The sequence below is a fragment of the Streptomyces sp. NPDC058872 genome (assembly GCF_042743065.1).
Classification (GTDB): Bacteria; Actinomycetota; Actinomycetes; order Streptomycetales; family Streptomycetaceae; genus Streptomyces.
On the sequence record NZ_JBHYMK010000011.1, the window covers coordinates 126251 to 143150 of the forward strand.

At 73.2% G+C, this 16900-nt stretch carries 14 protein-coding genes; 8 read left to right on the forward strand and 6 right to left on the reverse strand.

From position 1 onward, the window contains the following. Positions 1 to 21 precede the first annotated feature (21 nt). Positions 22 to 1278, reverse strand: a complete 1257-nt coding sequence (locus ACFW22_RS09700) for an MFS transporter (RefSeq protein WP_386401066.1) — start codon at positions 1276 to 1278, stop codon at positions 22 to 24. A gap of 59 nt (positions 1279 to 1337) precedes the next feature. On the opposite strand from ACFW22_RS09700, the gene ACFW22_RS09705 reads away from it, so the two are divergent. Further along, on the forward strand, positions 1338 to 2312 hold the full coding sequence (locus ACFW22_RS09705; protein ID WP_386401068.1) for an ArsR family transcriptional regulator: 975 nt from the start codon (positions 1338 to 1340) through the stop codon (positions 2310 to 2312). A gap of 60 nt (positions 2313 to 2372) precedes the next feature. On the opposite strand, the gene gcl is transcribed toward ACFW22_RS09705, so the two are convergent. Next, positions 2373 to 4160: a glyoxylate carboligase gene (gcl, locus tag ACFW22_RS09710; protein WP_386401070.1), complete on the reverse strand. Its 1788-nt coding sequence runs from the start codon at positions 4158 to 4160 to the stop codon at positions 2373 to 2375. Between the two features lie 232 nt (positions 4161 to 4392). Between gcl and ACFW22_RS09715 the strand changes: the two genes are divergently transcribed. The 3 genes from ACFW22_RS09715 to ACFW22_RS09725 all read left to right on the forward strand — a co-directional run bounded on the left by ACFW22_RS09715 (position 4393) and on the right by ACFW22_RS09725 (position 6898). Then, positions 4393 to 5421 carry a hypothetical protein gene (locus ACFW22_RS09715; RefSeq protein ID WP_386401072.1) on the forward strand — a complete coding sequence of 343 codons (1029 nt, stop codon included), beginning with the start codon at positions 4393 to 4395 and terminating at the stop codon, positions 5419 to 5421. A gap of 99 nt (positions 5422 to 5520) precedes the next feature. Then, positions 5521 to 6363 carry a TIGR04222 domain-containing membrane protein gene (locus ACFW22_RS09720; protein ID WP_386401074.1) on the forward strand — a complete coding sequence of 281 codons (843 nt, stop codon included), beginning with the start codon at positions 5521 to 5523 and terminating at the stop codon, positions 6361 to 6363. A gap of 19 nt (positions 6364 to 6382) precedes the next feature. Continuing rightward, the gene (locus tag ACFW22_RS09725) at positions 6383 to 6898 is read left to right on the forward strand and encodes a GNAT family N-acetyltransferase (protein ID WP_386401076.1); all 516 of its coding nucleotides are present in this window, start codon (positions 6383 to 6385) and stop codon (positions 6896 to 6898) included. Between the two features lie 58 nt (positions 6899 to 6956). Here ACFW22_RS09725 and ACFW22_RS09730 read toward each other — a convergent pair whose 3' ends face one another. Together ACFW22_RS09730 and ACFW22_RS09735 are read right to left on the reverse strand one after the other, a co-directional pair. Next, positions 6957 to 8552, reverse strand: a complete 1596-nt coding sequence (locus tag ACFW22_RS09730) for an AMP-binding protein (RefSeq protein ID WP_386401078.1) — start codon at positions 8550 to 8552, stop codon at positions 6957 to 6959. Beyond that, entirely contained in the window at positions 8549 to 10231 is a 1683-nt protein-coding gene (locus ACFW22_RS09735; RefSeq protein WP_386401080.1) for an AMP-binding protein, read from the reverse strand. Before ACFW22_RS09735 ends, ACFW22_RS09730 begins: the two co-directional genes overlap by 4 nt. A 91-nt stretch (positions 10232 to 10322) precedes the next feature. On the opposite strand from ACFW22_RS09735, the gene ACFW22_RS09740 reads away from it, so the two are divergent. After that, entirely contained in the window at positions 10323 to 11138 is an 816-nt protein-coding gene (locus ACFW22_RS09740; RefSeq protein ID WP_386401082.1) for a response regulator transcription factor, read from the forward strand. Between the two features lie 82 nt (positions 11139 to 11220). Here ACFW22_RS09740 and ACFW22_RS09745 read toward each other — a convergent pair whose 3' ends face one another. Further along, the gene (locus ACFW22_RS09745) at positions 11221 to 12090 is read right to left on the reverse strand and encodes a peptidoglycan-binding domain-containing protein (RefSeq protein ID WP_386401084.1); all 870 of its coding nucleotides are present in this window, start codon (positions 12088 to 12090) and stop codon (positions 11221 to 11223) included. 588 nt (positions 12091 to 12678) lie between these two features. After that, a complete protein-coding gene (locus ACFW22_RS09750; protein WP_386401086.1) occupies positions 12679 to 14283 on the reverse strand; it encodes a sigma-70 family RNA polymerase sigma factor in 1605 nt (534 codons plus the stop codon). 565 nt (positions 14284 to 14848) lie between these two features. On the opposite strand from ACFW22_RS09750, the gene ACFW22_RS09755 reads away from it, so the two are divergent. From ACFW22_RS09755 to ACFW22_RS09765, 3 genes are all read left to right on the forward strand, one after another. Then, complete coding sequence (locus ACFW22_RS09755; RefSeq protein ID WP_386401088.1) at positions 14849 to 15136, forward strand: hypothetical protein; 288 nt, start codon at positions 14849 to 14851, stop codon at positions 15134 to 15136. A gap of 214 nt (positions 15137 to 15350) precedes the next feature. After that, positions 15351 to 15824: a GNAT family N-acetyltransferase gene (locus ACFW22_RS09760; RefSeq protein WP_386401143.1), complete on the forward strand. Its 474-nt coding sequence runs from the start codon at positions 15351 to 15353 to the stop codon at positions 15822 to 15824. Positions 15825 to 15963: 139 nt separating this feature from the next. After that, positions 15964 to 16770 carry a hypothetical protein gene (locus tag ACFW22_RS09765; RefSeq protein ID WP_386401090.1) on the forward strand — a complete coding sequence of 269 codons (807 nt, stop codon included), beginning with the start codon at positions 15964 to 15966 and terminating at the stop codon, positions 16768 to 16770. Positions 16771 to 16900 lie beyond the last annotated feature (130 nt).

Sequence of the window (16900 nt, forward strand, 5' to 3'; positions counted from 1 at the left end):
CAGCCTCGTGCCGTCGGACGGTCACCAAACGGGAGGGCGCGGAACCAGGTTTACGGTCCCTGGTTCCGCGCCCTTCTCCGTGGAGCCCGCGGAAGCGGAAGACCGCTTCCGCCGCCGCGGGGGCCGTCGCCCTTCCGCCCGTGCGAGCAGGAACGTCACGACGAGCGAGGCGACAGCGAGGAGCACCATCGCGGCGCGCGGCGACGCGTACTGGGCGACCGTCCCCGCCAGGGCCGCGCCCACCCCCTGGAGCCCGAGCATCCCGGCCGAGTGCAGCCCGAGGGCGTGACCGCTCGACTCCTCCGGCACCAGGGTCAGCAGGTGCTCCTGGTGCAGGAGGCTCGCCCCGTACCCGACCGCCGACACCGTCACGAGGACGAGTGCCAGGGGAAGCCCCGGACCGAGGGCGAACGCCAAGAACGGAGCCGCGAGCAGGGCCTGGAGCGGAAACCGGATCCGGCCCCCCAGCCCCGGCGGAACGCAACGCCCGATGACCGCGTCCCCCACCACCATGCCGAGCGCCCCACAGGCGAAGAGCAGTCCGGCGTGCTCGGGGTCGTACGGCACGAACTGCGACTCGCAGCCGACGATCAGACCGTTCGGCACCCAGAGCGCGAGGTAGTCGCGACGGACGGCGGGCACCGCCCAGAGCCGTCCGTTGGTGCGCAGCGTCTCGGCGACCGACGGCCGTCCGGCGGAGCGGGGCGGGCGCTCGGCAAGGCCGAAGCGTGCGAGCAGGGCGGCGGTCAGGTGGAGCGCCGCGCCGGCGAGGACCGTGCCGTGGGGCGAGAACAGGGCGACGAGCACGCCGCCGACGGCGAAGCCCCCGATCTGGCAGACGCCCGTGGCGGCGTTCAGCACGGAGCGGCCGAGGAGGTACTCCCCGTGCGGGAGGACCTCGCGCAGCAGGCCGTACCCCACCCCGCCACCCGGCGAGGCCACGAGCCCCTGGGCCGACAGGACCACGAAGACCGTCCAGGTCGGCAGGGCCGGGACCGCCAGGACGGCGGCGAACAGGGCGTGGCAGAGGGCGATGCCGAAGAGCGCGGCGCGCGGTGGTAGGCGGTCTGCGGCGGACAGCAGGGTGGTGGCACCGAGGAGTTGGACGAGGGAGGGGCCGAAGAGGGCCAGGGCGGAGAGCAGGGGGGAGCCCGTCGCACGGAAGACGAGCGTGGCGAGGCCCAGCCCGACGACGGTCTGGGCGGCTGCTTGGGCCGTGCCGGTGAGGAAGAGCGGGGCGAACTCGGGGGTCCGCAAGAGCGCGCGGTAGCGGGACATGGAGCGGAGTCTCGAAGGACGCCACGGGCCGGCGGTACTCTTTCGCGGGGAGGCGAAACATGGGCTGGTGGCACATCGGCACGGACGCCCTGGCGGGAAGCGGTTTCGTGCTCTCGCCGCTCGCCGAGACGGTCGCCTCGCTCAAGACCCTGCACGCGGGTGCGGCGACGCACCCCGGCGAACGGGGCTGGCTCGGGCACCATCTGCCCGCCTACCGGGAGCGGCTCGCGACCGACCCCCTCGACGGACTGGTGGTGCGGGCCGCGATCGGCCCCACCTGGAACGCGGACTTCCTGACCCCGACGCCCCGGGGTGACCGGGAGCGGGAATTCGAGGAGGAGGTCGAGGCGGTCCGTGCGACCGAACCGGGATCTGCCGTCGAGCAGTTGGCGGTGGCGATCGGAGGGCCGGTGCCGGAGCCGTTGCGCTCGGCGACCGATCTGCCGGAGCGGCTCGCGGGCGTGCTCGACTGGGTGTGGCGGGAGACGGTGCGACCCGAGTGGGCGCGCCGGCGAAGGGTTCTGGAGGCCGACGTCACGGCACGGACGGCGCTTCTGGGCCGGGGCGGCTGGGCGGCGGCGCTCGACGCGCTGTCCCCGGGGCGGACCCGCTGGCTGGGCGATGGCCGGCTCCAGGTCAACGCCCGTGACTATCCGCCGCGTTCGATCGACAGGGGGCGGCTGCTTTTCGTGCCCGTGACGCCGGCCACCGGCTGGGTGTCCTGGGAGGGGTCGGAGCGGTACGCCCTCGTCTATCCCTGCGCCGGGGTGCTGGCGGACACGGGGGGCCCGGCGGTGCCGCAGGCCTTGGAGGCCCTCCTCGGGAGGGCCCGGGCCGGGGTGCTCGTACGGCTTGGATCCCCGCTGTCCACCAGCCAGTTGGTGGCGCTCACCGGGCAGGGGCTCGGCTCGGTGGGGCGCCACCTGAAGGTGTTGCGGGAGGCCGGGCTCGTACGGCGGGGCCGGTCGGGCCGCTCGGTCCTGTACACGTGGACGGAGGCGGGCGCGGCGCTCGTGGCGGCGCAGCAGCGGTGAGCGGGGGCGGCCCCCGTCCCGGTGCTCCTCGGGACGGGGGCCGTGCTCCTGCGGGCGTGATCAGACCTTGAGGGCCTTGATCGCGGTGGGCGCGTGGCCGGGCTCGGTGGCCAGGTCCTCGAACTCGGTGACGTCGCTCATGTCGACGGTCTTGCTCATGGCGATGTTGGTGATGCGCTCCAGGATGGCCTCGACGACGACCGGGACCTGGAACTCGACGGCCAGCTTCTTGGCCTCCTCCAGCGCCTCGCCGAGCTTCTCCGGGTCCTCGACGCGGATCGCCTTGACGCCCAGGCCTTCGGCGACCTTGACGTGGTCGACGCCGTAGACGCCGATCTCCGGGGTGTTGATGTTCTCGAACTCGAGGTTGACCTCGAAGTTGATGCCGAGGCCGCCCTGCGCCTGACGGATCAGTCCCAGGTAGGCGTTGTTGACCAGGACGTGGACGTAGGGGACCTTGTGCTGGGCGGCGACCGCCAGCTCCTCGATCATGAACTGGAAGTCGTAGTCGCCGGAGAGGGCGACGACCGGGGTCTCCGGGTCGGCAGTGGCGGCGCCGATGGCAGCCGGAATGGTCCAGCCGAGCGGGCCGGCCTGGCCGCAGTTGATCCAGTGCCGCGGCTTGTAGACGTGCAGGAACTGCGCGGCGGCGATCTGGGAGAGGCCGATGGTGGTGACGTAGCGGGTCTCCGGACCGAAGGCCTTGTTCATCTCCTCGTAGACGCGCTGCGGCTTCATCGGGATGGCGTCGAAGTGCGTCCGGCGCTGGAGGGTGGCCTTGCGCTCCTGGGCGGAGTCGGCCCAGGCGGAGAAGTCCGGCAGCTCGCCGGCGGCCTTCAGCTCCTTGGCGAGCTCGATGAAGAGCTCCAGGGCGGCCTTGGCATCGGAGGCGATGCCGTAGTCGGGGGCGAAGATCTTGCCGAGCTGGGTGGGCTCGATGTCGACGTGGACGAACTTCCGCCCCTTGGTGTACGCCTCCAGGTTGTAGCCCGTGTGGCGGTTGGCCCAGCGGTTGCCGATGCCGAGGACGAAGTCCGACTCCAGGAAGGTCGCGTTGCCGTAGCGGTGCGCGGTCTGGACGCCGACCATGCCGGCGGCGAGCTCGTGGTCGTCCGGGATGGTGCCCCAGCCCATGAGGGTGGAGATGACCGGGACGTTGATCAGCTCGGCGAACTCGACGAGCAGGGCCGAGGCGTCGGCGTTGATGATGCCGCCGCCGGCGACGATCAGCGGGCGCTCGGACTCCAGCAGGAACTGCAGCGCCTTCGCCGCCTGCGCACGGGTGGCCTGCGGCTTGTAGACCGGCAGCGGCTCGTAGGTCTCCGGGTCGAACTCGATCTCGGTCAGCTGGACGTCGATCGGCAGGTCGATGAGGACCGGGCCGGGGCGGCCGGAGCGCATCAGGTGGAAGGCCTGCTGGAAGACGCCGGGGACCTGCGCGGCCTCCAGGACGGTGGTGGCGGCCTTGGTGACCGGCTTGGCGATGGTGGCGATGTCGACGGCCTGGAAGTCCTCCTTGTGGAGCTTCGAGACCGGGGCCTGGCCGGTGATGCAGAGGATCGGGATGGAGTCCGCGATGGCCGAGTACAGGCCGGTGATCATGTCGGTGCCGGCGGGGCCGGAGGTTCCGATGCAGACGCCGATGTTGCCGGCCTTGGCCCGGGTGTAGCCCTCGGCCATGTGGGAGGCGCCCTCGACGTGACGGGCGAGCGTGTGGTTGACGCCGCCCACGTTCTTGAGCTCGCGGTAGAAGGGGTTGATCGCCGCGCCGGGGACGCCGAACGCCTGGGTGACGCCTTCGCGCTTGAGGATCTCAACGGCCGCTGCGGCGGCGGTCATACGAGGCATGGGAGTGCTCCTGCTTCGGCCGGGCGGATCCAGGCGGGGCCTCCTCTCGGAAGGCTTTCCCATCTGTTTCCGTAATGCGGAAATACTGTTCTGCTATACGGAAGCAATGTAGGTCGGGCTGCGAAGGGGCGTCAAGAGAGGTCCGGCCGTCGGGATCACGGAAGTGGCCGAACACCCTCCCCCGGAACGCCGATGGGTGGACGATGGGTGTCAGAACGACAGGGGGTCGACTGTGGGCGATGCGGTACCGGTGCACTGTCCGGAATGCCTGCGCACGCAGGTGTACGCGGCACCCGTCTTCCCCTGCGCGTGTGGAAGCCCGGTCTCGGCACCGGTCGCACCGGGCGCGGTGGCGGAGCGGATCACCCACCGGAACTGGACGGACGAATGGGTCACCGTCCGCTGCACGGCCTGCGGTCGCGAGAACGACTGGCCCCAGCCGGAACTGGGCTGCCCGTGCGGAACGGTCCTCCGGGTGCCGGTCCGCCCCGTACGGCCGCGGCCCGCGGCGACGGAGCGGGACGGGGCTGTGCCCCGGAACGACGGAAACACCGACGCGACCGACCCGGCCGGCGGCCGGCCCCCCGCCTCCGGCAGCGGGGCCGGCGGTACGGCCGACGGCGGCGCCTTCCCCGTGGACGGTCCGGCCGACGGCGGAGTCCTTCCCGCAGGCGGTCCGGTCCGGGCCACCGGGACCGGATCCCCGTGGTTCGACCCCCGTCCCAAGGACACGACGGGGCAGCACGGGGGCGGGGGCGGCCCCGCGGACCCGGCGGGACGGAGCGGGGCCGGAAACGGACCGGCGCGGCCCCCGACCTTCGCCGAGCGGTACCCCACGGACGTCACTCCGCCGGCCGCCGCCCCGCACCCGGCCCGACCGCGCGGGCCGTTCGAGCCGGTGACGATCCGGACCTCGCGGGACGCGGTCGCTGCAGTGGCCGAGTACCTTCGCTGGCTCGGCTTCCGCGATGTCGTCCAGCCGGAGGAGCGACCCGCGTCCGGTGTGGACCTACGGGCCCCCGGACTGGTCGCCCAGGTCGACGCGAGCACCCGCCCCACCGGGCTGCGGGCCGTCGAGTGCCTCTGGTTGAACGGTCTGACCAGCGCCGCGGCGAGCGTCTTCTTCTCCCTCGCCGGCTACACCCCGGAGGCCCGCGCACGGGCCTCCGAGATCGGCCTGCCGCTCTTCGCCCTCGACTTGACCGGCACCCCGCAACCGGTCAACGGGCCCGCAACGGAACTGGCAGCGGGCCCGGCCTGATGCGGTAACCACCCGCGCACATCCTCGGCATCCGAAATCGGCCATTCACGCGTGAGGATCACGCTCCGCCGGGCACAACCCCCTCGGGGGGTGGGCGTCATGCCGACGGGAACGTGGTGGTGCATCGGAGCGGCCTGGGTCGAACTGCTGCTCGCCGTCCTCCTCCTGCTGCCCCGAGGAAGCCACGGAGGAACCCGCAGCAGGGACGGCGGGACGGCGGACCCGGGCGAGGTGCCGGGTCCGCAGGCCCTCGCGCTGCTGCGGGGCGGACGCCGGGCCGCCGTCACCGTGGCGCTGGTGGCCCTGCACCAGCAGGGCGCCGTCGCCGCGGGCCGCAACCATACGATTCGGGCCAATGGCGGTGCCGGGCGCACCGACGATCCGGTCCAACTGGGCGTCCACGGGGCGCTCCGCCGAGCCCTGGCCCTGCGGAGCCTCGCCCTGCGGCCCGAAGCGCGGCGGGCCGTGCAGGCACTGCGCCACGAGCTGCGCGGGGCAGGCCTGTTGCGCTCGTTGACGGAACTGTGGGCCGCCCGGGCCCTGCTCGGGTGCGTCCCGCTGACGACGGCGGCGGGAGCGCTCGCGGCGGGGACCTCCTGGACGCACCGGGCCGTGGCCCTCGCGGTCGGGCTGCCACCGGCCCTCGCGGCAACGGTGTTGTTGCCGCTGCGGGCCACCACCCGCGCGGCGCGGCGGCTCCTCGCGGGACTGCGGAAGCAGTACCCCCTCCCGCGCGATCGGGGCGAGGTGACGGACGGGAAGCTCGTGCAGTTGTACGTGGCGCTGTACGGCGATCCGGCCCTGGCCCTGTTCCTGCCCCGCTTCTCGCGCGCCGGCGGGCTGCTCGACCGCCCGCCCGAGCGGGACCGCGGCTCCCGACGGCACGATCGGAACCGGCCGCGTCCGGCCCCCGGTCGGGGGACCGGCGACGCCGCGCGCTGATGCCGCGCCATACTGGCGTATGCGCATCAGAGTGGCCTCTCTGGCCGAACTCCCGTTGCTCCAGGACATCGAACGGGCCGCCGGCGAGCCGTTCCGTTCCCTCGGCATGGCGGCCATCGCCGACGACGACCCCCTGCCCCTGGAGGTCCTGGAGTCCTACCGTCGGGCGGGCCGGGCCTGGGTGGCGGGCGACTCCGCCGACCGTCCGGTCGCGTACCTGCTCACCGACACGGTCGACGGCGCCGCCCACATCGAGCAGGTGTCGGTGCACCCGGACGCGGCCCGCCGGGGCGTCGGCCGGGCGCTGATCGAGCACCTGGCCGACGCCGCCGGGCACCAGGGCCTGAAGGCACTGACGCTCACCACCTTCGCCGAGGTGCCGTGGAACGCCCCGTACTACGCCCGACTGGGGTTCCGCCCGCTCGCCGACGCCGACCCGGCGCTGACCGAGGGGTTGCGGGCCATCAGCCGTGCGGAGGCCGCCCACGGCCTCTCGGCCTGGCCCCGGGTCTGCATGCGTCGGGAGGTCGGATGACGGAGCCCCGCCGCCGGGGCTGCGGTACCGCGCCCGGTGCCGCAGCCGGTGGCGCACCCTAGGAGCCGTACCGCTCCCGCAGCTCCACCTTCCGCACCTTGCCGCTGACCGTCATCGGGAACTCGGCGAGGACCTCGACCCTGCGCGGCATCTTGTAGTGGGCGAGTCGGTCCCGGCAGAAGGCGGTGACTTCCTCGGCGGTCGGCGGGTCGGCGGGGTCCCGGGGGATCACACAGGCCAGGATCTCCTCGCCGTACCGCTCGTCGGGAACGCCGACGACCTGGACGTCCGCGATCTTGGGGTGCCCGTAGAGGAACTCCTCGATCTCGCGCGGGTACACGTTCTCCCCGCCCCGGATGATCATGTCCTTGATGCGGCCGACGATCTGCACGTAACCGTCCTCGCGCATCACCGCCAGGTCACCGGTGTGCATCCAGCGCCCCGGGTCGATGGCCTCGGCGGTCTTGGCCGGTTCGTCCCAGTAGCCGAGCATCACGCTGTAGCCGCGGGTGCACAACTCCCCCGCCGCACCGCGTTCCACGGTCAGTCCGGTCGCCGGGTCGACCACCTTCACCTCGATGTGCGGCATGACCCGGCCGACCGTGCCGGTGCGGCGCTCCAGGTCGTCGTCGCGGCGGGTCTGGGTGGAGACGGGCGAGGTCTCGGTCATGCCGTAGCAGATCGACACCTCCGCCATGTTCATCTCGGCGACGACCCGCTTCATCACCTCGACCGGGCACGGCGAACCCGCCATGATCCCGGTGCGGAGGGTGGAGAGGTCGTACGCGGCGAAGTCCGGCAGGTTGAGCTCGGCGATGAACATCGTCGGCACCCCGTACAAGGAGGTGCAGCGCTCCTCCTGGACCGCGCGGAGGGTGGCGGCCGGATCGAAGGACGGCGCCGGGATCACCATGCAGGCCCCGTGCGAGGTGGCCGCGAGGTTCCCCATGACCATGCCGAAGCAGTGGTAGAAGGGGACCGGGATGCAGATGCGGTCCTGCTCGTCGTAGGCGATCATCTCGCCCACGAAGTAGCCGTTGTTGAGGATGTTGTGGTGGGAGAGCGTGGCCCCCTTCGGGAAGCCCGTCGTCCCCGAGGTGTACTGGATGTTGACGGGCTCGTCGCAGGACAGCGGCGCGGGGCGCAGCTCGCCGGGCGTGCGGGCGAGGAGCCCGTCCCAGCTGGGGTCGTCGAAGTAGACGACCTCCCGCAGCTCCGGGCACCCGTCGCGGACCTGGTCGACCATGGCGCGGTAATCGCTGGTCTTGTGGGCGAGGGTGGCGAAGAGCAGCGAGATCCCGGCCTGCTTCAGGACGTAGGCCAGCTCGTGCGCGCGGTAGGCGGGGTTGATGTTGACCATGACGGCGCCGATGCGGGCGGTGGCGTACTGCACGAGGACCCATTCCGCGCAGTTCACCGCCCAGATGCCGACCCGGTCGCCCTTGCCGACCCCGCTGCCGAGCAGGGATCCGGCCAAGCGGTCGACGTCCGCGCCGAACTGCGCGTACGTCCAGCGACGTCCGGTGGGGACGTCGACCAGGGCCTCCCGGTCGGGCCAGGCCGCGACGGCCCGGTCCAGGTTGTCGCCGATGGTGTCACCGAGGAGCGGCGTGTCCGAGACGCCGTGCGCGTAGGAGGGTTCCGGCCCGCTCATCCGAGGTCCCCCTCCGCGTACTCCTTGCCGCCGCCCTCGGCCGTGAGCCGGCGGAGCTCGACGCGCCGGATCTTCCCCGAGACGGTCTTCGGCAGGTCGGCGAACTCGATGCGCCGGACCCGCTTGTACGGGGCGAGGACCGCGCGCGAGTGGGCGAACAGCGCCCGGGCGGTCTCCTCGCCCGGCTCCCAGCCCGCGGCGAGGACGACGTACGCCTTGGGGACGGCCAACCGCAGCGGATCGGGAGCGGGCACGACCGCGGCCTCCGCGACGGCCTCGTGTTCCAGGAGGGCGCTCTCCAGCTCGAAGGGACTGATCTTGTAGTCGGAGGCCTTGAAGACGTCGTCGGCCCGTCCGATGTACGTGATGTAGCCGTCCGCGTCCCGGGACCCGATGTCCCCCGTGCGGTAGTAGCCGTCGGCCATCGCCTCCGCCGTGCGCTCCGGGTCCCCGTGGTAGCCGGCCATCAGGCCCACCGGGTTCGCGGAGAGGTCGAGGCAGATCTCTCCCTCCTCGACGTCCGGTGCTCCGCTGACCGGGTCGACCAGGGTGACCCGGAAGCCGGGGCTGGGACGCCCCATGGAGCCCTCCTTGAGCCGTTGGCCGGGGCTGTTGGACACCTGGACGGCGGTCTCGGTCTGCCCGAAGCCGTCCCGGATCGTGACGCCCCAGGCGCGCCGCACCGACTCGATGACCTCGGGGTTGAGGGGTTCGCCCGCGGCGACGACCTCGCGCGGCGGGGTCTTCAGCTGACCCAGATCGGCCTGGATCAGCATCCGCCAGACGGTCGGCGGGGCGCAGAAGCTGGTCACCCCGTTCCGCTGCATCTCGTCCATGAGCCGGACCGGGTCGAAGCGGGCGTAGTTATGGATGAAGACGGTGGCCTCCGCGTTCCAGGGCGCGAAGAGGTTCGACCAGGCGTGCTTCGCCCAGCCCGGCGAGGAGATGTTGAGGTGCACGTCGCCCGGCTTGAGGCCGATCCAGTACATCGTCGAGAGGTGACCGACGGGGTACGAGGCGTGGGTGTGCTCGACCAGTTTGGGGCGTGCGGTCGTGCCGGAGGTGAAGTACAGCATCAGGGTGTCGTCGGCGCGGGTGACGCCGTCCGGCTCGAATTCCGGGGACCGTTCGGCGGCGGCCTCGTACTCCAGCCAACCCGTGCCGCCGCCGACCGCGATCCTGGTGTACTCCCCCGGCACGTCGTCGAACTTGGCGGTGTCCTCCGCCCGCACGATCACGTGCCGGGCACGGCCCCGGTCGACGCGGTCCCGCAGGTCGGCGGGGCCGAGCAGCGGAGTGGCGGGGATGAGGACGGCCCGCAGCTTCATCGCGGCGAGCACGGTCTCCCACAGTTCGACCTGGTTGCCGAGCATCAGGACGATCCTGTCACCGGCACGGACGCCCTGGTCACGGAGCCAGTTCGCGACGCGGTTCGAGCGGGCGGACATCTCCGCGAAGCTCACCCGCGTCTCGGAGCCGTCCTCTTCGACGATGTGCAGGGCGGTGCGGTCGTTGTCCCGCGCGATGACGTCGAACCATTCGAGCGCCCAGTTGAAGCGGTCGGGCCGGGGCCATGCGAAGCCGGCCCGGGCCGTCTCGTAGTCCTCGCGATGCCGCAACAGGAAGTCCCGGGCGGCCCGGAACCCCTCCGTCGCGCTGCTCGCGCTCGTCGGCGTCATGCTGTCCTCCTCATTGCGGGACCGGTCCCGGACATCGTGTAATCAGTGACCCAGGTCTCACTACCCCCGTTCGGGGGTGAAGGAGTGATCAGTGCCGGAGATGGCGGAAACGGCGGAGCTGCGCACGGCCCTGCTGCGGCTGAGGCGCACCAGCGGGCTGCCCGTCGTCTTCGGCGGACTGCTCCAGGACGGGCGCACCCTGCGGATCGCCGAACTGAACGGGGCCGTGACGCCGGCGCTGCGCGGACTGGCGATCTCGGCCGGCTCCGGCCTCGGCGGGAAGTGCCTGGCACTGTCCCGGCCGTGCGCGGTCAACGACTACCGTGCGTCCCGGCACATCACCCACGAGTACGACGTCCCGGTCTCTGCGGAGGGCCTGCGCGCGGTGATCGCCGTCCCCGTCGTCGTGCGGCGCAAGGTGCGCGGGGTGCTCTACGGGGCGCTGCGCGATTCCCTCCCGATCGGCGAGCGCGTCTTCGACGCGGCGGTGGCGGCGGCCCGTGACGTCGAGCAGGCCCTCGCGGTGCGGGACGAGGTGCAACGGCTGCTCGTCCCGCCCGCGCCCGGCCCGTCGTGGGAGGAGGTGCGCCAGGCGTACGGGGAACTGCGCGAGTTGGCTCCGAGGGTCGTCGATCCGGAGCTCCAAAAGCGCCTCCTCGCCGTCTGCGGGAGGCTCTCGTCGGCCTCCGGCGGCACCTCCGCACCCCTCGGCGTCTCCCTGACCCCGCGCGAGACGGACGTCCTCGCGGCCGTCGCCACGGGCGCGACGAACGCGAGGGCGGCCGAGCGTCTCGGCCTCCGTCCGGAGACCGTGAAGGGCTACCTCCGTTCGGCCATGCGCAAGCTGGGCGCACGCACCCGCACGGAGGCGGTGGCGACGGCCAGGAGGGCCGGGGCCCTGCCGTGAGGCCCGGGCCCGCATCGTGATCGGGAAGGTGCGGGGCACGTCCCCGTGGCGCCGGAGGCGGAGCGTGCGGGCCGGCCCCGGATCAGGGGGAGACGACGTCGGGAACCTCGCGCCGGAGTGCCTCCCTGGTCGCCCGGCCGTAGGAACCCGGCGGATCGGCCGTGATGCCGCGGCTCCGCTGGTAGGTGGTGACCGATTCGGTCAGCCGCTGGTTGTAGGTGCCGTTGACACGCCCCTCGTACAAGCCGAGCCAGCGGAGTCGGTACTGCAGGTCGGCGACCTCGGGACCGCTGGCACCACAGCACAGGCCGGTGGGTGCCGGTGGGGGGCCGGAGGCCTCCGGCCCCCCACCGGTGGACGGACACGGCGCCCCGGGGAGACGGGGAGCGGTGCACGGGCCGGAGCCCCGGCCGGAAGGGGCGGGCTCCGGGGCCGTGGCGGAGGGGGGAGCCGTGGAACGGAGGCGCCCCGGGGGCGGGTTCGGGACCGGTGCGGCACCTGCGGTGCCGGTGGTCCCGCCCCCGGCGGCCCGGCCCGGGGCGCCACCGGCCACCGGTGTCGCGGTCGGTGCCGGGGTCGACGGGGTGGCGGGAGGCGAAGTGCTCGCCGGCGGGGTGGTCGCCGTGACGACGGCCACCGCAGTGGACGGTGCCTCCGGCGCCGTCCACTGCACGGTGCCGTCCGCACCGGTCAGCGTGCCGGCCAGTGAGGTCGTGCCGACCACGGCCGCCAACACCACGGCGGCCCCGGCCACCTTGGCCGGCCGGCCCCGGTCGGTGGAGCGACGGGCCGCGGCCCTCTTGCGGTGGGACCGGCGCGGTCCGGGCGACTCCCCGGGCACCGGGGGCTCCTCGGTGGTCCACTGGACGGCGACCGGACGCAGACGGAGGGTGTCGTCCTCTGCCGGGAAGGCCGCCCCCTCCGGGCCGACCTGCCCGGGAGCGTCCGGCACGGGTGGCGGGGGCACCGGCCCGTGGGCGAACGGGGAGTGTGGTGCGAACGGATCCGCCGTGCGGTGTTCCGTCGCCGGATCCGGTTCCGCCCACCACGACGCGTGCGCCTGCACGATGCCGAACACCGGGCCGGGCCGGTGCGGGGCGACCGGAATCGGCGTACCGGGATACGGTCCCCCGTCCGGAGTGGACGGGGATTCCCGGCGCGGCGGCGCGAGGTAGGGGCGCACCCACGTCTGGGCGAACGGCTCGGGGTCGCCGTGCGCGCTCGCCCCGGCACCAGAGCAGCCCGCGTCCCCCGTCGGTCGGGCGGCGCCGCCGTGGGGGCAGATCGATCCGGACGCGTCCGTCCGTCCCCTTCTCGGAGATCCTTCCAATGTTCCGCGCCCCCTTGGTCCGTTGCTCTTCACGGGGGAGGAGCAACGGGGTCCACCACCCTCCCGGCGCTTTGCCCTTCCTTTGCCGAAGGCCCTCGGGAACCCGGCGGGGTCCGGGGTGCACGGTCCCCGGCCCCCGGCCCACCGCCCCGTGCGGGAAGCCGGGGCGACCGACGCCGCCCCGGTGCTGCCGGGCAGCGGCCCGTGGGGTCACCAGTCGGTGCGGAAGTGCAAGGACGGGGAGAGGTAGTAGTGGTGGGTCGTCGCGATGAGCGGGTCGTGCGGTTCGTCGCGGGCGGCCGGCGCCCACTGCTTGAGCCCCAGGTACATGTTGTCGCTGGTGAAGATCCCTGCGGTGCCCTTGTCGTCGTGCCGGTTGATCGTCCAGATCTGCAGGGCGTCGGCAGGGTCGCAGGCGGTCTGCCGCACGGGAGCGCCGTCAACGGTGGTACCGGTGTGGGAAAGGCACAGCTCGGTGCCCGCGTTCCTCAGCATCACCCGACGGCGTCTCTCCTGCGGGATCACGTCCCACTCCTGGTGCGCCGCACCGGTGCACGCCGCTTCGCGCGGCTGGGCCCCCGCCTCCCTGCTCCCTCCCGGAATCTCCATGCACAGCCCCGTGGCGTCGATCCGCAGCCGGGTGCGGTCGCCGGGGCCGGGCGGCAGGGCCGTCACCGGCGGGCTGGTGGTCTCCGCACGGGCGAGGACCGGCAGGGTCGAGGGGGACGCATCGGCATCGGCGGTGCGCACGGTTTCGTCGGGGGGAGCGGGCGTGCCGGCCGAAGCGGCTTCGGGCAGCACGCGGAGTTCCTGGACGGCGGGCGGGGCGGCGCGCACGGGATCCGGTTCGGTCGGCACGACGAGGTAGGCGAGGGTGCCGAGTGCCGCGGTGACGGCCAGCGACGCCCCGGCGAGCTGCGCGGTCGACAGGACGGACGGGGCACCGGCGCCGCCGGAGGCAGCCGCTCCGCCGCTCACCGGCACGACGGCCGCGACCGCAGCCGTCGCCCCGTATGAGGAGAGGTACTGCTCCGCCCCCCACAGCAGCACGGCGCCCGGCAGTACCGCGCGCAGCCGGGAGTTGATCTCCCTCAGGTCCCGGAACGCCCTGCGGCAGGAGCGGCACTCGCCCAGGTGCCGGTCCAAGTGGCGGCCGGCCCCACGACGGCTCCGCCGGACCGCGGCGGCCATCAGGGGGCTGTACCGTCGGCATTCGTTCGAAGCCGTCGGGCCGTGCGCGTGTTCCGACAGGTACGCCTCGCGCAGTCCTTCCCTGGCTCGCTCCGCCAACGACCACACCCCGCTGGCGCTCAGCCCCAGCATGCTCCCCACCCGCTGGGCGCTCTCCTCCTCCACGAGCGTGTGCCACAGGACCGCCTGCCAGCGCTCGGGCAGCGTGCGGAAGCAGCGCACGACCAGGTCGTCCTCCTCGCCCCGCAGAGCGAACTCCTCGCCGCCCTGGGCGTGCGGAACGGCGTCCTGCCAGCGCTCGACGTCCTCCGTCAGCTCCGCCCGCCGTGCCGTGGCCGTCCAGGCCATCGCCGTCCGCCGCACCACGGTCAACAGGTACGGCCGCCACGGCCCGGTCGGGCCCCCGCCCGACCGCACCGCCTCCAGCGTCCTGGCGAAGGCCTCGGCCGCGAGGTCCTCGGCCGTGTGCGCATCGCGGCAGCACGTCCGCGCATAGGCCAGCACGGCGGACCGGTGGCGCGCGTACAGTTCGGCCATCACCCCCTGCGCCGAGCCGGCGCGCATCAGTTCGGCCAGTTCCGCGTCCGAACGCTCGGCGATGGGCGGTCCCGCGTACTCCGTCATGGTGCTCCTGAAGTCCGGCCGGACGACGTGGGGTGGCATGCCCGGGGAGGCCTGGCGGCAGCCCCGCAGGAGGGAGCTCGGCAGCCGATCGCTCCCCGCACGCCCTACCGGAATCTGCTCATCCGGTAGACGTCGCCCAGCGAGAATAGACGTACGTTCCACTGCTGGGGCGTCCGCGGTGCTCCGCGGACGCCGACGGACGGGCGCCGAGGGGCGCCCGCCCGGATCCACCGCCCTTCGGGCGGACGGCACGGGCCCTGGGCCCTCAGGGCGCCCTCGGCCACCGGAACGTCAAGGACCCCGCCCCGTCCGGACCGTAGGACACCGTCCCGCCACCGCACCGGATGCACCCCGGCGCCACGGCACGGATGTGGTGCCGACCCGGCGGGGACGCCCCGATCCACCGGCCCTCCCCCGCAGGAACTCCTGCGGCCCGGGCGGCGCCCGGGCCGGCGACCGGGGCGGGCACAACGGCTCCGCCGGCTGCAAGGCGCAGGGGCGGACGGCACCTGAGGTCGTTCACGGGCTTCCTCGTCGTTCGGGAGAAGGGCGTTCAACACCACCGATGCCTTCGCTCCCGCCCCATCCCGCCGCGTTATCGAAACGTGACCAAAAGTCGACGGGACGCACAGGCGGAATCGACGAGGCCCGCATCGGCTCGACGTACTTCGAAGCGGAGACGCCGCTCTCCGACGGCTCGGGCAACCCGCCCGAGGGATGGGACGACCCCACCCAACTCGGCACCATGACCTTGAAGTCCGAATCGGAAGCCGTCTTCACCGACGATGCCGGGCACGAAGTGAGGTTCGTCGCCAGACCGGGCGCGAGCGCCTTCAAGCACATCTGCGCCTAGGCGCATTGGCCTGTGGGGGTGGGAGTCACGTCCAGCCCGTGGGCTTCGCTCCGGCGGTCACGCCCGTTCCGGTGATCGCTTTGCGCACTGTGGCGCGACCGGCTTGCTTCGACGGGGAGTTCGCCGGTCCGCACCTGCCGATCGACGAGTGCGGAGCGGTCCACCTCGCTCCCGCCCTTCCCCCACGGTCGCTAGGGTCGGCCCCATGGCTTCCATGGATGTGTCCCTGCGTCCCGTGCACCCCAGCGACCTGCCCGTGTTCTTCCGGCACACGAGCGATCCCGAGTCGAATCGGATGGCCGCCTTCACCGCCGAGGACCCCACGGACCGGGCCCACTTCGACGCGCACTGGAAGCGCATCCTCGCCTCGCCCGTCGTCGTCGCCCGCACCGTGCTCGCGGACGGCGACGTGGTCGGGCACGCGGCCGTGTACGGCGATCCGGGCGAACGGGAGGTCACCTACTTCATCGATCGCTCCCACTGGGGGCGGGGCATCGCGACCGCGGCCCTACGGGGGCTGCTCGCCGAGGCCCCTGAACGCCCGCTCCTCGCCCGGGTGGCGGCGGACAACATCGGCTCGGTGCGGGTCCTGGAGAAGTGCGGCTTCGAGGTCATCGGCGAGGACCGGGGGTTCGCGAACGCACGGGGAGCGGAGATCGACGAGCTGGTGCTGCGGTTGGACGCCTGATCTCCCCCGCTCCGTACGGTGGGGTCCGCCCCGCCCGTCGCTCCGGGCAGACCCGAGTCGCGCCCGTCGACCGGCAGGCTGGTAACGTCGCGCCCTTCGCCGGTGTCGGCCGCGCGGAGTCCCCGCGGCAGGTCCCCGCATGTCCGAACCCCTCGCACCCGCCCCGTACACGATGTGGCGCGACGCGCTCGCCGAGGTGGACGAGGCCTTCGCATCGCCGCCTGCGCTAGACCGTCCGGTCGGCGGGTGCGCGCACTGCACTCCGGAGTCGGAGCTGCGCGTTCTCGGCGGTGCCCCTGCCGACGTGCCGGATGACCTCCTCGGGCACTTCATGCGTGAGGTCGCCAGCCATGGGGACGAGGACCAGTACCCCGTCCTGTGGCGCCGCTTCATCCCTCGTGCGCTGCGCCGCTGGGGCCCGGACGGGGACGGCACCGACCCGTCGGACGAGATGGGGCGCCTCGGCCGTCGCGGTGCCCGGCTCTCGGACTGGCCCGTGGCCGAGCGCACCGCGGTGGAGCGGGCCTTGGGGGCGCTGCTGCACCTCGCGGTGACCGATGGCCGGCCGTACGAGAAGGTCACCGGCCTGATCGAGGGGATCGCTCATGCGACGGGTGGCCTGGAGCCGTGGCTGGACCACATCGCCAGGCTCACCGGTCCCGAGGCGGACGCCGGCGTGGTCCGCCTCGCCTTCGGCTGGTCCACCGAACTCCTCTGGGACGAGCTGGAGTTCACCTGGTGGCACGACGGAGACCCGCAGCTCGTCGCCGCCTGGCTGCCCACCCTGCGCGCCCGCATCGCGGCCTTCGCCGTGCGGCACCCCCACTGCAAGAACTCATCCGACGCGCTGCTCGCGATCGACGCGCTCGATGCCGGCACCTGGAGCCCCTGGCTCTACCCCTACGGCATGCGCGCACTCGGCGGCCCTGCGCTCGTCCGCCGGTGATGGGGATCGTGCCGGGCGGCCCACCGGCGCTGAATGCCCGGAGCGACCCGCCGGACGAGGAGCGGAGCGGCGCAGGTCGGGCCCGTCGCTCCATGCCTCGACGTCGGTCGCGGTGATCGGGGACACTTCG

Excerpts from the sequence above, each read along its gene's own strand:
- ACFW22_RS09755 (WP_386401088.1), top strand. The coding sequence starts at position 14,849 with ATGCCTTCGCTCCCGCCCCATCCCGCCGCGTTATCGAAACGTGACCAA.
- ACFW22_RS09750 (WP_386401086.1), bottom strand. The coding sequence starts at position 14,283 with ATGACGGAGTACGCGGGACCGCCCATCGCCGAGCGTTCGGACGCGGAA.
- gcl (WP_386401070.1), bottom strand. The coding sequence starts at position 4,160 with ATGCCTCGTATGACCGCCGCCGCAGCGGCCGTTGAGATCCTCAAGCGC.
- ACFW22_RS09720 (WP_386401074.1), top strand. The coding sequence starts at position 5,521 with ATGCCGACGGGAACGTGGTGGTGCATCGGAGCGGCCTGGGTCGAACTG.
- ACFW22_RS09760 (WP_386401143.1), top strand. The coding sequence starts at position 15,351 with ATGGATGTGTCCCTGCGTCCCGTGCACCCCAGCGACCTGCCCGTGTTC.
- ACFW22_RS09705 (WP_386401068.1), top strand. The coding sequence starts at position 1,338 with ATGGGCTGGTGGCACATCGGCACGGACGCCCTGGCGGGAAGCGGTTTC.
- ACFW22_RS09730 (WP_386401078.1), bottom strand. The coding sequence starts at position 8,552 with ATGAGCGGGCCGGAACCCTCCTACGCGCACGGCGTCTCGGACACGCCG.
- ACFW22_RS09765 (WP_386401090.1), top strand. The coding sequence starts at position 15,964 with ATGTCCGAACCCCTCGCACCCGCCCCGTACACGATGTGGCGCGACGCG.
- ACFW22_RS09735 (WP_386401080.1), bottom strand. The coding sequence starts at position 10,231 with ATGACGCCGACGAGCGCGAGCAGCGCGACGGAGGGGTTCCGGGCCGCC.
- ACFW22_RS09700 (WP_386401066.1), bottom strand. The coding sequence starts at position 1,278 with ATGTCCCGCTACCGCGCGCTCTTGCGGACCCCCGAGTTCGCCCCGCTC.
- ACFW22_RS09725 (WP_386401076.1), top strand. The coding sequence starts at position 6,383 with ATGCGCATCAGAGTGGCCTCTCTGGCCGAACTCCCGTTGCTCCAGGAC.